This window comes from Uliginosibacterium sp. TH139, from assembly GCF_002855595.1.
Lineage (GTDB): Bacteria > Pseudomonadota > Gammaproteobacteria > Burkholderiales > Rhodocyclaceae > Uliginosibacterium > Uliginosibacterium aquaticum.
Map to the genome: position 1 here is coordinate 199,637 of NZ_PKRR01000005.1, position 14,246 is coordinate 213,882.

The following is a 14,246-nucleotide window of genomic DNA, read 5'->3' on the forward strand; positions in this document are numbered from 1 at the left end:
CGCGTGTGCGGAGCGCACCCTACTCGGCTTACTTGTCCTTGCGCGGCAGAAGTACTTGATCAACAAAGAAGCGGGTTTGGTGGGTACTACTAGAAGGACCGCCTCCACACCGATACGCCGTCAGCCACGGCGACGGATTTGCTGGATTCGGTCTCGCAGGCGTCCATGCATACATGGTCATCTCGCCGAGCACATCATTGGTCTTCAGATCCAGCACCTTCACCGTGCTGCTCGCCAGCCCCAGCGCCCGCTCCTCGGGAATCACGTGATCCTCATACATCACCCCGTAGCGCGGCCCTTCCGCCGGCGCCGGCTCACGTTTCAACTTCCAGAATGAATACGGATTTTTAGACGAGTACCGGTTCGGGTCGCGTTCCCATGGCCGGTCGTAGTAACCCGAATACCTCCATCTAGCCCCCGTCCCTTCCTCCACCACATCCACGTAGCGGTAGCCGGGATGGTCAGTGGGTGTCGGGCCGAGAGAGCCACGCATCGAAGGAGTGATCGGCATGGGGCTACCACCGATGCCACTTGGAATCTCGAACCACAAGAAGGAATTGATGTAGCTGTCGCCGGTGGCGTCCCTCGCAAACGCGGCCCCCGGCCACATCGGGTCGGACCATTCACGCTCCCCGGCCGTGGGCCGCACCTTCAACAACACGATCCCCTCCACGTCCGCCACCGTCTTGTAGATCTTGATGCCGGGCTCGTTCTTGCAGCGGGCTTCAAACAGGGCTTCGCCCGCCTTGACGCGCTGCAGGCCGGGGCTGGGCAGCACGGCGCAGGCCGCCAGCAGTGGCAGGGCCAGCGTGGCAAGCACGAGGCCGCGCAAGGGGAAGCGATGAGAACGAGCGTTCATGCACGGAACTCCTTGATCAGGAAATCGATTGAGGCGCGGTCGGGCCAGCGGCAGCCTGCCCGCCCAGCCGCCCGGGGCGGGCTTCTTCAACGAGTAGCCCGGATGCAGGCGGCACGCCGAAATCCGGGGCCTGCCCGTCACCCCCACTCCCGGATTCCGCTGCGCTGCATCCGGGCTACGCATCCGGGCTTGTGGAAAAAAACGTCGCGAGCGGCGCAAGGTCGAAACGAGGCGCGGAAACGTATGGGAATACCTTGAGCACCGGAGTTTCGAGATTGCGTTGCGCAGTAGATTTTTCACAAGCTCAGCCCACCCACTCATTGCGGCACAGCCCCCGCATCTCGCAATACTGACAAGCCCCCGCCGTGCCCTGCGCGGGCATGGATGCGCCATCGAGCATGGCGTTGAAGCTGGCATCGATCAGGTCCTGCAGGCTGCCGGCGCGCTCTTCCGGCTCGGTGAGCGGCGCGGCGGCGAGTTCGTCGCCATCGAGCGCAACGTAGGCGGCCTCGCTCACACGCTGCCCGGTGAGCAGCGCGTAGAAGGCGAGCTGGACGTCGTCCGGGTCCTGCACCTGATCGCGCAGGGGTTTGATCGCGCGGGATTTGTAGTCGAGCAGCGCCTGCTGGCCTGCGGCGTCGGTATCGACGCGGTCGATGCGGCCTTGCAGGGTGAGGCTGCGGCCGGGGCCGATCTCGTGTTCGCGGCTGGCCTCGACTTCGCCGCCCTGCCAGCGCCAGCCTGCATTCTCGCGTTCGCGCTGCCAGGCGATGTAGTCGGCGAGCCGACCTCGCCAGCGCAGGCGCCAAGCGTGGTCCTGAAAGTTGCGCGCCACCACGCCGGCGAAAGCGGCCTCGGTATGGGCTTCGAGCGCGGAGAGCAGCGCCTCGTCGCTATAGCCCGCGAGCGTGCGGTACTCCTCATGGAATTCGCGCAGGATGCGGTGGAGCAGTTCGCCGAAGTCCTTCTTCTCCATGCCTTCGGTGAGTTCGTCGAGTTCGGCGAGGCGCAGCACGTAGCGCGCGAAGTAGCGGTAGGGGCAATTGATCAGGGTCTGCAGGCTGCTCGCCGAGACGCGCGTCGGCACCCGCGCGGGCGGCGCGCTGGGCGCAGCGGGAGCGGTGAGTTCCACATCGACACTGGCCGGAGAGGCGCGCGGGGCGGCCTTGTCCACGATGCCACTTCCAACAGCGAGACGCAGCGCGGCTTCCAGCACGGCCACCTCGGCAGCCGGCATCAGGGCTTCGTCGCGGCGCAGGCTCTGCCAGGCGATCACCACCGCGTCGCTGGCGAGCAGGAGGCCAGCGAGGTCTTCGCGCAGCTGGGCGCGGTCCAGTTCCAGCGCTGGCAGGCCCAGCTCGCGGCGCACGCCGGCGTGGGTGAGCCAGCCGGGCGCAGCGGGCGGCGCGAGGTGTTCGGCATCCGCGCCGATGACGATGGCGGCGTCAAATGGCCGCAAGCGCGTGGCGGCGAGGTGAGTCATGATCACCGGACTGGCGATGCTCTCGTCGCGGTAAAGCTCGGCGTCCATCTGGCGGTTGAACCAGGTGCGCCAGGCGGCGAAACGGAAGCTACGCTCGCGGGCTTCTTCGCCATCGGCCGGGTCGGTGAGCTCGGCCGCGCGGGTCTCCAGCCACTCCAGCCAGTGCAGGCCAGCTTGATCATCATTGAAGTGCGGCAAGGCGCCGAGCAGATCGAGGCTCTTGTGCAGGCGGCGCAGCCAGTCCGCCAGGGTGCCGGCGGAGTTAGGGCGCAGTGCGGCGCGCGCTTCGATGAGGCGGTCGAGCAGCGGCAAGGCATCATTCAGCTTGCGCTCGACGGCCTCGGCGCGCAGGCGGTCCAGCCCGCTGGCGATGCTGCTCTCGCGGATCAGACGCTCGACCGCATCCGCGCCCTGCCCGCGCGCGAGCGGATCGAGATCGGCAAACAGCAGCGGCGCGCGCAAGAGATCGATCAGCGCGCGATGCCAGGCATCCGAGGCAATCACCTCCAGCCAGGCATCGACGACCGCGGCGACGCGGGTGGTGACGAGCTTCCAGCCGGTTTCGTCCTGCACCAGCACGCCTTCGCGCTCCAGCAGCGCACGGGCGCGGCGGGCGGCGAGGCGGTCGCAGGCGATCAGGGCGATATTCTCTTTGCCCGCGATGAGCCAGTCGATGACCTGCTGGGCCACAGCCGCACCGAGGTCTTCGAGGCTCTCGGCTTCGACGAGGCGCAGGCGTTCGCGCGCAGCTTTGAGTTGATCGGCAGAGAAGCCTTCCATGCGAGCGCGCAACGGTGGCGCATCGTGCTTCGCGGGCCAGGCGCGGGCCAGCAGCTCGGCCAAGGCGCCGTCGGCAACCGCCCGCGTGGGTTCCAGCACCAGCACCGGCACGCGCGCAGCGGCCTGCTCGATCAGGGCCTGCAGCGGCGCGCTGGGCGGGGCTTCGAGCATCACGACCAAGGGGCCGGTGAGGCTCGCCACCCAGTCCGCCGCAGCGAGCAGGCGGGCAGCCGCGCGGGAGAGTTCGCCCTCAGCCTCGGCCCGCCACAAAGTGTTCACCAGGCGCGCCTCGAAGTTCAGCGGCAGGCTGTCTTTCAAGGCGAAGCCGCGTTCGAGCTTGTCCAGCAATTCAGCTTCATTCGCCGGCAGTTTGACCGAGTATTCGGTGAGCGTATCGAAGAGCTGGGTCAGCTCGGCGACCACGTCCCACAGCATGCCTTCGTCCAGCCAGTTCTGGCGCCTCAATAGGCTGTGCAGGATCAACTGGCGGCGCGCGTCCGGCATCACCGGATGCTGCGCGAGCCAGGGCTCGACAAGGCTGGAGAGTGTGCCGATGCGCGGCAGGAGCAACGGCCCGCCTGCGGCATCTCGCAGGGCTTCGTTCAGGGCTGGCGCGAGCTTGAGGTTGGGCAGTAGCAGGCTCGCAGCCGAGAGATCCGCCGGCCCGCTAGCCGGGTTCAGAAAGCTGAGAATTTGCGCCGCGCACTGAGGAAGAAAGTGCGCATCGGGTGCAATGGAATGCCGGGTGCAAGTCATCCCGCAATGCTGCCAGAAGCGCAAAGAAAAAGGCGCAGGCCTTTGCGGCACTGCGCCCTGTTCTGTCGCATGCGCGCAAGGCGCAGCGGCTTACTTTTCGAGGTGCTGGAGCTTGTCCGCGACCTTGTTCCACTCTTCGGCATCCGGCAGCGGATCCTTGCGCTCGACAATCGCCGGCCAGACCTTGGCGAGCGTAGCGTTCAGCTCGGTGAAGTGCTCTTGATCGGCCGGCAGGTCATCCTCGGCGAAAATGGCTTCAGCCGGGCACTCGGCGACGCACAGGGTGCAGTCGATACACTCGTCCGGATCAATGACGAGGAAGTTCGGGCCTTCGCGGAAGCAATCAACCGGGCAAACATCCACACAATCGGTGAATTTGCACTTGATACAGTTTTCGGTCACTACGTAGGTCATGGCGAACTCTCTTCAATCGTGGGAAACAGCGCGGGGGCGGATAGTACAGCGCGGGGCCGAATATAGCCGATTGTAGCCATGCCGTGCCCCTCATGCCGGGAATACCTGCATAACAAAACGCCCCGGCAAGCGGGGCGCGGGTAAAACGTGGCAAGGCCGAAGACTAGATCTTGCCCTTCTTCTCGCTTACTACTGGCTGAGCAGCAGCTGTTTCAGCCTTGGCCGGCTTGGCTGTCGTTTTATCTGCTTTTTTATCGCCCTTGACCGGCTGGGGTTCAATCTTTGTCTCGCCAGTCAGGCTCAGCTGGGGCTTGATCTTGTCAAAAGTCTTGTCACCAATGCCCTTGACCTGCTTGATCTCTTCGAGCGTCTTGAAGCCGCCATTAGCCTTGCGGTAATCAACAATGGCGCGGGCCTTGGTTGGGCCGATCTCGGCCAGGCTTTCAAGTTGCTCGACAGTAGCCGTGTTGATATTCACGGCGGCCATAGCAAAACCGATGGATGCAACCCAAGCCAGCACGGCGACAAACAGCTTTTTCAACATAGAGGACTCTCCCTTGTGATGAATGAAGGAGAGCCCCAGGACTTACTGGCTCTCCAGAAGCTTGCTGCAGTATTTCCCGACGCCAGCTGCGACGTCATGGAAGGCGGCAGTGTAGCCAGCAGCCCGCAGCCTGGAGATGTCCGCTTGGGTAAAGCTCTGGTACTTGCCCTTGAGTATGTCCGGGAAAGGCACGTACTCGATCAGGCCTTGCGCCACCATCTCCGCCAAGCTGAGGACCGGCTTGCCTTCATGGGCACGAACCCCGTTGATGACGCCAAGAGCAACATCGTTGAAGCTCTGCGCCTGTCCGGTACCGAGATTGAAGATGCCGGACTGCTCAGGGTGCTCAAGAAAATGCAGATTGGCCGCCACCACGTCTTCAACGTAAATGAAATCGCGCAATTGCCCGCCATCCGGATAGCCGTCGCAGCCCACAAAGAGCTTGACGCGCCCTTCCTTGCGGAACTGATGGAAGGCATTGAAGGCCACCGACGAACCCGCACCTGCCTTGTGCGCTTCGCGCGGGCCATACACGTTGAAATAACGGAAGCCCACCACCTGGGCGGTCAGCTCGCTCCAGCGGCTTCGCAGCACGCGATCAAACAGCACCTTGGAGTAGCCATACACGTTCAGCGGGCCTTCAAACTCCGGCTCTTCGCGGAAAGTGCTGCTCGCACCATAGGTCGCGGCAGAGGAGGCATAGAGCAAGGGAGTTTTCTGCGCGATGCAGAAGTCCAGAACATCCACCGTGTAGCGGTAGTTGTTGTCCATCATGTACTGGCCATTGTGCTCCATGGTGTTGGAGCAGGCGCCCTGATGCAGGATGGCTTCGACCTTGCCATCAAACTGGCCGGCCAACAGTGCATCGCGAAAATCATGCTTATCGAAGTAGTCCGCCACTTCGAGATCGACCAGATTGCGGAACTTGTCGCCCTTGGTCATGTTGTCGACCGCGATGATGTTCCGGATGCCACGAGCATTGAGGCCCGCGATGATGTTGGAACCGATCATGCCGGCAGCGCCGGTAACGATGTAGTAACGGGACATGGCTTACTCCGCGAGCATTTCTTCGAGGGTGACGGTGGCCGTACCCAGCTTGGCCACCACGATACCGGCCGCATGATTGGAAAGGCGCATGGCGTCGACCAGATTGCAACCGGCTCCGAGCATCACGGCCAGGGTCGCAATCACGGTATCGCCGGCCCCCGAAACATCGAACACTTCCTGAGCGCGAGTGCCTTCATGCACCATGCCGTCAGCCCGGAAAAGGCTCATGCCTTCTTCCGAACGCGTGACCAGCAGGGCATCCAGATCCAGCGACTGACGAAGCTCCTGAGCCTTGTGCACTAGGTCTTCCTCACTGCGCCATTGGCCAACCACCTGGCGCAACTCGGAGCGATTCGGAGTGAGCAGGCTGGCGCCGCTGTACTTGCTGTAGTCGTCGCCCTTCGGGTCGACCAGCACGGTCTTGCCGGCAGCACGTGCCATCGCGATCATCTCGGCAATATGCGCCAGACCGCCCTTGCCATAGTCGGACAAGACAATCACGTCATGTTCGGGCAGTAGGGTCGCAAAATCAGCCAGCTTGTTGCGCAGGATTTCATGCGTCGGAAGATTCTCGAAATCAATACGCAGCAATTGCTGCTGGCGTCCCAGGACGCGCAGCTTGATCGTGGTGGCCAAAGCCGGGTCACGATGCAGACGAGTATGCACGCCATCCGTAGCGAGCAGCTTCTCTAGCGCCTGAGCCGGTTCGTCATTGCCGACCACGGATAGCAAGGAAACCTTGGCGCCCAGCGCGGCTGCATTACGCGCCACGTTAGCTGCTCCACCAGGGCGCTCCTCGGTCCGCTGCACATGTACCACCGGCACAGGCGCTTCGGGCGAAATGCGGCTGACTTCACCAAACCAGTAACGGTCCAGCATTACGTCACCGACCACCAGCACGCGCGCGGCAGAGGTGGCAGGAATCACAGGCAGGGGCTTGACAGTGCTCATTTGCGTCCGATCGCCTCATATTCCAGTCCGGCCGCACGGGGCAGCGCCGGGTCGTACATGTTGCGCCCGTCAAAAATCGCCGGGCTCTTCAGGGTTGCCTTGATAGCCTCGAAATCAGGACTGCGGAACTCCTTCCACTCAGTCACGATCACCAGCGCATCTGCCCCTTGCAAGGCCTGCATTGGGCGGCTGGCATAGCTCAGACGGGAGTCATCGCCAAAAATCCGCCGCGTCTCATCCATGGCTACCGGATCGTAAGCGGTCACTGTCGCGCCGCGTTTGAACAATTCATGAATGATCACGCGGCTTGGCGCTTCGCGCATGTCATCGGTATTCGGCTTGAAAGCCAACCCCCACAAAGCAAAATGCTTGCCGGCCAAATCCTCGCCAAAGCGACGCACAATCTTGTCGACCAGCACAAGCTTCTGTGCGTCATTAGCATCTTCCACAGCCTGTAGGACTTTCAAGCCCTGCCCAGCCCCCGCCGCCGTCTGAATCAAGGCTTTCACATCCTTGGGAAAACAGGAGCCACCATAGCCACAGCCGGCATACAGGAAGTGCCAGCCGATACGCGGATCAGAGCCGATCCCCTGGCGCACCTGCTCGATGTCTGCGCCGAGCTTCTCCGCCAACACAGCTAGTTCGTTCATGAAGGAGATGCGCGTGGCGAGCATGGCATTGGCAGCATATTTGGTCAGCTCGGCCGAACGCACGTCCATGATCACCAGCTTCTCGTGATTGCGCTGAAACGGTGCATAGAGCGCCCGCATCAGGTTGATCGCCTGATCATCCTCTGCCCCCACAACGATGCGATCGGGGCGCATGAAGTCGTCCACCGCCGCCCCTTCTTTGAGGAACTCGGGGTTGGAGACGACGCTGTAAGGCACAACCACACCGCGCTTCTGCAGTTCGTCAGCAATCGCGGCACGCACCTTGTCGGCAGTACCAACGGGCACAGTGCTCTTGTCGATCACAACTTTGTAGTCATTCATCAGACGACCGATATTGCGCGCAGCCGCCAACACGTACTGCAGGTCAGCCGAGCCATCCTCATCGGGCGGCGTCCCTACGGCAATGAACTGAATGGTGCCAAAACGCACGGCCTCTTCAATATCAGTCGTGAAATGCAGACGACCTGCAGCCACATTGCGTGCCACGACCTGATCCAGGCCAGGCTCATGAATAGGGATGCCGCCGTCCTTGAGGACGCGGATCTTCTCCGGATTGACGTCCAGGCAAAGCACGTCATTACCCACTTCGGCCAGGCAGGCGCCCGACACCAGACCTACATAACCGGTACCGACTACGGTGATTTTCATCGTTCAGGACTTCCTGAAAAAGAAGTTGGGAGCTGGCTCAGATGGCCAGATCGAATTCTTCGGTGCGCTTGGGCGGATAGGTTTCCCAGCCGCCACACGCCGGGCAGCGCCAGTAAAACTGACGCGCCTTGAAGCCGCAATCCTTGCAGCAATACCGCGCCACGCGACGGGTATGGCTATGGATCAGTGACTTGACCATATCCAGATCAGGCTTGCGCTCTGGTGCAATGGTGTGCTCGGCCGCCTCAAGCAGTTTCTCCAGACCCAGCAGGGTCGGGTTGCGCTTGATTTCGTCGCGCACCAAGGTATAGGCCGCATCGACGCCGTTGCGCTCAATCTCCCACTTGAAGACGGTTTCCAGCAGATCCAGCGAAGGCGTTTGGCCTAGGTGAGTCTTGAGAAACTGAGCGCCTTTCTCTTCATGGCCGAGGCGTCGATGTGCATCCATCAAACGCTCGGCAATCAGAGAGAGATACATCGGATCCTGATGGGCAATTTCCTGCCATGCCTCAACTGCGGATACATCATCCCCCTGTGCTGAAAGGACCTCACCAAGCAACAAATTGGCACGTACGCATTTCCGATTACTCTCAAGCGCCAGACGCAACTGAACACGAGCAGCCTCGAAATCCGAGCGTGCCATGGCCGTCGCCGCAATTTCACAATAGTAATTGGCGATATCGACTTCCCAGCGGTGGCTGCCCCGGCGAGGCATGTCACGCGCGATATCGATCGCGCGCTGCCAGTTCTTTTCCTGCTGGTAGATCTGCAGCAGCGAATCATTAGCCACTTCGTTCCGGCTAGTGCTGCGCAGTTGCAGATAGACAGCCTCGGCGCGATCAAGAAGCCCCGCCTTGAGGTAATCCTCCCCCAGTTCCTGCAGGGCCTGCTCACGGTGCTCCTCGCTGATGACCTCGCGATCCACCAGACTCTGATGGATGCGAATGGCACGATCTAGCTCACCACGCTTGCGGAACAGATTGCCCAAAGCGAAATGCAACTCAACCGTTTGCGGATCAAGTTGAACTGCTTCAAGAAAGGAGTCGATCGCCTTATCCGGCTGCTCATTGAGCAAAAAATTCAGGCCAGAGAGCGTCGAACGCGGCAAGGCACGTGACTCGTTGACCAGATGACGAATATCGATCCGCGCCGCCAGCCAGCCAGCGCCAAAAAACAGCGGCCAGCTAAGCAACCACCAGAGTTCAAAATCCATGTATTGAGCGAAAGGTCAGGCGTCCGCGTCGTCAGACTGCACGGGCGAACGGGTTGAAGAGGACGGCAGCAATTTACGCAGGCGTTCAAGCTCGCGTCGCGGCCCAAGACTGCTGGCAAGCATGGCCAGCACACCTGCCAGCATCCCGAGCGCGAACATCGCCAGGATCAGCAAGACCAAGGGCATCTGCCAGCTCGTATCAAAATAAGCACGCACCGTGACCAGGCCATCGTTCTTGATGGCAAAGCCCAGCAGGAGCAGAAAGACAAGCGCTCGAAGCAGCAGGGAGAAGATCTTCATAAGGCGTAATTATCCTTCAGACCAGCACAAAAAAGAAGGCGACCCTAGGGCCGCCTTCTTTTTTGTTACAGCGAACAGTAGCAAATCACTCGATGCGATCTACGCGCTCGCGCAGTTCCTTGCCTGCCTTGAAATGCGGGACATATTTTTCCGGCACCAGCACCTTATCACCCGACTTGGGGTTGCGCCCCACACGTGGCGGCCGGTAATTGATCCCGAAGCTACCGAAGCCGCGGATTTCGATGCGATGACCGCGCGCCAGGCTGGCGGCCATCTCGTCGAGAATCATCTTCACCGCGACATCAGCGTCCTTCGCACCAAGCTGCGGAAAGCGCGCCGTCAAGCGCTCGATCAGTTCAGACTTGGTCATGTTATCAGGCACGGCAATGCTTACTGCTGAGCGCTATTGAGCTTCGCCTTGAGCAATGCACCAAGGTTGGTCGTACCTGCAGAGCCGGTATCAGCAGAGAACTTCTGCATCACTTCGTTCTGCTCGGCTTGATCCTTGGCCTTGATTGACAGGTTGATCGAACGGGTCTTGCGATCCACGTTGATGATCATGGCTTCGAGCTCATCGCCCACCTTCACCACGGTCGTCAGGTCTTCCACGCGCTCACGGGAGAACTCGGAAACGCGCAGGTAACCCTCTTGATCACCACCCAGATCCACCACAGCACCGCGGGCATCCACCGACCTCACAACGCCCTTGATAAGGGTGTTCTTGTCGTGGGTTGCCACGTAGGAGGTGAAGGGATCCCCATCCAGCTGCTTGACGCCGAGGGAAATACGCTCCTTCTCGATATCGATAGCCAGCACGACGGCTTCCAGCTCATCACCCTTCTTGAAGTTGCGGATAGCTTCTTCGCCAGTCTGGCTCCAGGAGAGGTCAGACAGGTGCACCAAGCCGTCGATGCCGCCCGGCAAGCCGATGAACACGCCGAAGTCGGTGATCGACTTGATGGCGCCGCGCACACGGTCACCCTTCTTGTGATTTTCGCCGAACTCGTCCCACGGGTTCGCCTGGCACTGCTTCATGCCCAGCGAGATGCGGCGACGCTCTTCGTCGATTTCCAGGATCATCACTTCGACTTCGTCGCCCAGCTGGACAACCTTGGTCGGGTGGATGTTCTTGTTGGTCCAGTCCATTTCGGACACGTGCACCAGACCTTCGATGCCCTGCTCGACTTCAACAAATGCACCGTAGTCGGTGATGTTGGTGACCTTGCCGAACAGACGGGTGCTCTGCGGGTAACGACGCGAGATGCCGACCCACGGATCTTCGCCCAGCTGCTTCATGCCCAGCGAAACGCGGTTCTTTTCTTGGTCGAACTTGAGGACCTTGGCGGTCACTTCGTCGCCCACAGCCAGCACTTCGGACGGGTGACGAACGCGGCGCCAGGCCAGATCGGTGATGTGCAGCAGACCATCGATGCCGCCCAGGTCGACGAATGCGCCGTAGTCGGTGATGTTCTTGACCACGCCCTTGACCACGGTGCCTTCGGCCAGGGTTTCGAGCAGCTTCTGGCGCTCTTCACCCATGGTCACTTCAAGCACGGCGCGACGCGACACAACCACGTTGTTGCGCTTGCGATCGAGCTTGATGACCTTGAATTCGAATTCCTTGCCTTCGTAAGGAGTGGTGTCCTTGACGGGGCGCATATCGACCAGGGAACCCGGCAGGAAAGCGCGGATGCCGTTGGTCATGACGGTCAGGCCGCCCTTGACCTTGCCAGTCACGACGCCCTTGACCAGAGCGCCATCGTTCAGAGCCTTGTCGAGGAAGTTCCAGGCGGCAATGCGCTTGGCCTTGTCACGCGACAGGCGGGTTTCGCCGTAGCCGTCTTCCAGGGTCTCGATGGCAACCTGGACGTAATCGCCCGGGGTGGCTTCCAGCTCACCGCGATCGTTGCGGAATTCATCCAGGGGAATGTAGCTCTCGGATTTCAGGCCGGCGTTAACAACCACGAAGTTCTGGTCGATACGCACAACCTCAGCCGTGATAACTTCGCCAGCGCGCATTTCCTGGCGGTTCAGGCTTTCCTCGAAGAGGTCGGCAAAACTTTCAATGTTGGACATAAAGGGACTCGGTACCGTGCAAGCACGGCGGAAAAAAGAAGTGAAAAAACCGGGGGACCTACAGAATCAGGCCGGAGAAAACCGGGCCTGTCTGCAAACCGCCGGAACTCAAGCGGCTTGCCCTGCTCCGCGCTGCATGGCGAGGTTCAGTACAAAGTGCACTGCCTCATCAATGGAAAGCGTTGTGGTGTCGAGCAAAACCGCGTCCTCACACGGCCTCAGGGGAGCGACCAACCGCGAGGTATCACGGGCGTCACGCTCCCTAAGGTCGCGCAGAAGATCGTCGATACTAGCAGTCAAACCCTTTGCGATCAACTGCTTATAACGTCTCTCGGCGCGCGACTCAACGCTCGCCGTCAGGAAAATTTTGAGAAAGGCTCCGGGAAAAACCACCGACCCCATGTCACGCCCGTCAGCCACCAAGCCCGGCGCCACCCGGAAAGCCTGCTGGCGCGCCAGTAGAGCGGTACGCACCGCCGGCAGAGCTGCGATCTTGGAAGCCGAATTACCGGTTTCCTCACGCCGGGCCTGGAGCGACACATCCTCTCCCTCAAGCACGATCGCGCCATGTACGAAGGCCACGTCCAGCGCGCTGGCCTGCGCAGCCAGGGTGGCTTCATCCGTCAGACTCAAGCCACGCTTGATTGCGGCAAGAGCCAGTACGCGGTAAATGGCGCCAGAGTCCAGAAAATGCCAGCCCAGCCTCTCAGCCACCAGCCCAGCCACCGTACCTTTGCCTGAAGCGGTCGGCCCGTCAATCGCAAGCACCGGAACCATCACATCGCCTCCAATACACCAATACCCAGCAGGCCAAGACCCGTCTTGAGCGTATCGGCGGTCAGGCGACACAAACGCAGGCGACTATCACGCAGCGCTCCCTCGCTCTTGAGCACCGGACACGCTTCGTAGAAACGCATGAACTGACCAGACAGCTCATACAGGTAGGCGCACAGGAAGTGGGGCATGGTTTCGCGCGCCACAGAATGCAACGCCTCCGAGAAGCGAGCCAGAGCCAAGGCCAGCTGACGCTCGGCTTCCTCCTCCAGCACGATGGGCGCTACTGCATCGAAGTGCTCAACCCGACGGAATACTCCGGCAATCCGGGTGTAGGCATATTGCAAATAGGGCGCTGTATTGCCCTCGAAAGCCAACATGCTGTCCCAGCTGAACACATAATCGCTGTTACGGTTCTTCGAGAGGTCGGCATACTTCACGGCACCGATACCCACCGCTGCTGCAATTGTCCGGCGTTCGGATTCGGGCATATCTGCGTTCTTCTCACTGACCAGAGCAAAAGCGCGGTGTTCAGCCTCTTCAAGCAACTCAGCAAGCTTGACCGTGCCACCCGTACGAGTCTTGAAGGGCTTACCGTCCTCCCCCAGCATCACGCCAAAACCTACATGCTCCAGCCGCATGCCCTCCGGCGCGTAGCCGGCCTTGCGGCTCACGGTAAACATTTGCTGGAAGTGCAAGCCTTGGCGTGCATCCACCACATAAAGCACGCGGTCAGCCTTGAGCGTGGCGGCACGATAGCGCACAGCAGCAAGATCGGTCGTGGCATACAGATAACCGCCGTCCTGCTTCTGCACAATGTAGGCCTGCGCTTCGCCTTCCTTGTTGCTGAATTCCTCCAGAAAGACCACCTGAGCGCCTTCGCTCTCGACTGCCAGCCCCTTGGCCTTAAGGTCAGCCACCACCACCGGCAGATCGTCGTTGTAGGCGCTCTCACCGCGCACGTCGGCACGCGTCAGGCCCACCCCCAGCTTCTCATAGACCGCTTCGCAGTGATGCAGGGAGACGTCGAGAAACTTCTGCCACAAGGCGTTAACCTGAGCATCCCCGCCCTGCAGCTTCACCACGTATTCGCGCGAGCGGGTAGCAAACGCCTCATCGGCATCAAAGCGCTGCTTGGCGCGGCGATAGAAATCTTCCAGATCATTCAGCGCCAGCGTGGCTTCTCCATCCTGCTCCGCCTCGATCAGATAGGCGGTCAGCATGCCGAACTGGGTGCCCCAGTCGCCGACGTGGTTCTGCGCGATCACCTCGTGACCGAGGAAACCCAGCACGCGCGCCAGCGCATCACCGATGATGGTCGAACGCAGGTGGCCGACGTGCATTTCCTTGGCCAGATTCGGCGAAGAGTAATCCACCACCACACGCTGCGACGCGGGCTTAGGCACCCCCAGCTTTGCATCGGCCAGCGCTTCAAGCGCCAGACCGGCCAGAAACTCGGGGGCCAGCGTGATATTGATGAAACCCGGGCCGGCGATTTCGACCTTGCTGGCAATACCTGCCAGATCAAGCTTTTCAAGCACCTCGGTCGCCAGCTGGCGCGGATTCATCTTGCGCGCCTTGGCAGCGCCCATCACTCCATTGGCCTGGTAATCGCCAAATTCAGGGCGCCCCGCGGGTGCAATCACCGCTGGCACACCTTCACAACCGACGGCTGCCAGCGCAGCGGAGACGCGCGCATCAAGAAGTTCAATCAGGGTTTGCTTCATGTC

At 61.0% G+C, this 14,246-nt stretch carries 13 protein-coding genes; all 13 read right to left on the minus strand.

The annotated features are described in order from the left end of the window. Positions 1-28 precede the first annotated feature (28 nt). Positions 29-859 (minus strand): hypothetical protein, encoded by an 831-nt coding sequence (locus C0V76_RS13525; RefSeq protein WP_101943057.1) that lies wholly within the window; start codon positions 857-859, stop codon positions 29-31. A 304-nt stretch (positions 860-1,163) separates the two neighbouring features. Next, positions 1,164-3,878, minus strand: a complete 2,715-nt coding sequence (locus tag C0V76_RS13530; protein WP_101943059.1) for a PD-(D/E)XK nuclease family protein — start codon at positions 3,876-3,878, stop codon at positions 1,164-1,166. A gap of 90 nt (positions 3,879-3,968) precedes the next feature. Continuing rightward, on the minus strand, positions 3,969-4,292 hold the full coding sequence (gene fdxA / locus C0V76_RS13535) for a ferredoxin FdxA (protein WP_101943061.1): 324 nt from the start codon (positions 4,290-4,292) through the stop codon (positions 3,969-3,971). A 163-nt stretch (positions 4,293-4,455) separates the two neighbouring features. After that, positions 4,456-4,836 (minus strand): helix-hairpin-helix domain-containing protein, encoded by a 381-nt coding sequence (locus C0V76_RS13540; protein ID WP_101943063.1) that lies wholly within the window; start codon positions 4,834-4,836, stop codon positions 4,456-4,458. Positions 4,837-4,878: 42 nt separating this feature from the next. Further along, positions 4,879-5,883: an ADP-glyceromanno-heptose 6-epimerase gene (gene rfaD / locus C0V76_RS13545; protein WP_101943064.1), complete on the minus strand. Its 1,005-nt coding sequence runs from the start codon at positions 5,881-5,883 to the stop codon at positions 4,879-4,881. A 3-nt stretch (positions 5,884-5,886) separates the two neighbouring features. Next, a complete protein-coding gene (rfaE1, locus tag C0V76_RS13550) occupies positions 5,887-6,834 on the minus strand; it encodes a D-glycero-beta-D-manno-heptose-7-phosphate kinase (protein ID WP_101943066.1) in 948 nt (315 codons plus the stop codon). After that, on the minus strand, positions 6,831-8,153 hold the full coding sequence (locus C0V76_RS13555) for a UDP-glucose/GDP-mannose dehydrogenase family protein (protein WP_101943067.1): 1,323 nt from the start codon (positions 8,151-8,153) through the stop codon (positions 6,831-6,833). Before C0V76_RS13555 ends, rfaE1 begins: the two co-directional genes overlap by 4 nt. A 37-nt stretch (positions 8,154-8,190) precedes the next feature. Continuing rightward, a complete protein-coding gene (gene lapB, locus C0V76_RS13560; RefSeq protein WP_101943069.1) occupies positions 8,191-9,366 on the minus strand; it encodes a lipopolysaccharide assembly protein LapB in 1,176 nt (391 codons plus the stop codon). A gap of 15 nt (positions 9,367-9,381) precedes the next feature. After that, entirely contained in the window at positions 9,382-9,666 is a 285-nt protein-coding gene (locus C0V76_RS13565; protein WP_101943071.1) for a lipopolysaccharide assembly LapA domain-containing protein, read from the minus strand. An 85-nt stretch (positions 9,667-9,751) separates the two neighbouring features. Then, entirely contained in the window at positions 9,752-10,036 is a 285-nt protein-coding gene (locus C0V76_RS13570) for an integration host factor subunit beta (RefSeq protein WP_101943072.1), read from the minus strand. Positions 10,037-10,056: 20 nt separating this feature from the next. Then, a complete protein-coding gene (rpsA, locus tag C0V76_RS13575; RefSeq protein WP_101943074.1) occupies positions 10,057-11,742 on the minus strand; it encodes a 30S ribosomal protein S1 in 1,686 nt (561 codons plus the stop codon). A 108-nt stretch (positions 11,743-11,850) separates the two neighbouring features. Then, positions 11,851-12,519, minus strand: a complete 669-nt coding sequence (gene cmk, locus C0V76_RS13580) for a (d)CMP kinase (protein ID WP_101943075.1) — start codon at positions 12,517-12,519, stop codon at positions 11,851-11,853. Next, entirely contained in the window at positions 12,519-14,243 is a 1,725-nt protein-coding gene (gene argS, locus C0V76_RS13585) for an arginine--tRNA ligase (RefSeq protein WP_101943077.1), read from the minus strand. The genes cmk and argS overlap by 1 nt, the downstream gene beginning before the upstream one ends. Between the last annotated feature and the right edge of the window lie 3 nt (positions 14,244-14,246).

Excerpts from the sequence above, each read along its gene's own strand:
- C0V76_RS13525 (WP_101943057.1), bottom strand. The coding sequence starts at position 859 with ATGAACGCTCGTTCTCATCGCTTCCCCTTGCGCGGCCTCGTGCTTGCC.
- C0V76_RS13565 (WP_101943071.1), bottom strand. The coding sequence starts at position 9,666 with ATGAAGATCTTCTCCCTGCTGCTTCGAGCGCTTGTCTTTCTGCTCCTG.
- rfaD (WP_101943064.1), bottom strand. The coding sequence starts at position 5,883 with ATGTCCCGTTACTACATCGTTACCGGCGCTGCCGGCATGATCGGTTCC.
- rfaE1 (WP_101943066.1), bottom strand. The coding sequence starts at position 6,834 with ATGAGCACTGTCAAGCCCCTGCCTGTGATTCCTGCCACCTCTGCCGCG.
- cmk (WP_101943075.1), bottom strand. The coding sequence starts at position 12,519 with ATGGTTCCGGTGCTTGCGATTGACGGGCCGACCGCTTCAGGCAAAGGT.
- C0V76_RS13555 (WP_101943067.1), bottom strand. The coding sequence starts at position 8,153 with ATGAAAATCACCGTAGTCGGTACCGGTTATGTAGGTCTGGTGTCGGGC.
- lapB (WP_101943069.1), bottom strand. The coding sequence starts at position 9,366 with ATGGATTTTGAACTCTGGTGGTTGCTTAGCTGGCCGCTGTTTTTTGGC.
- argS (WP_101943077.1), bottom strand. The coding sequence starts at position 14,243 with ATGAAGCAAACCCTGATTGAACTTCTTGATGCGCGCGTCTCCGCTGCG.
- C0V76_RS13570 (WP_101943072.1), bottom strand. The coding sequence starts at position 10,036 with ATGACCAAGTCTGAACTGATCGAGCGCTTGACGGCGCGCTTTCCGCAG.
- C0V76_RS13530 (WP_101943059.1), bottom strand. The coding sequence starts at position 3,878 with ATGACTTGCACCCGGCATTCCATTGCACCCGATGCGCACTTTCTTCCT.
- fdxA (WP_101943061.1), bottom strand. The coding sequence starts at position 4,292 with ATGACCTACGTAGTGACCGAAAACTGTATCAAGTGCAAATTCACCGAT.
- C0V76_RS13540 (WP_101943063.1), bottom strand. The coding sequence starts at position 4,836 with ATGTTGAAAAAGCTGTTTGTCGCCGTGCTGGCTTGGGTTGCATCCATC.
- rpsA (WP_101943074.1), bottom strand. The coding sequence starts at position 11,742 with ATGTCCAACATTGAAAGTTTTGCCGACCTCTTCGAGGAAAGCCTGAAC.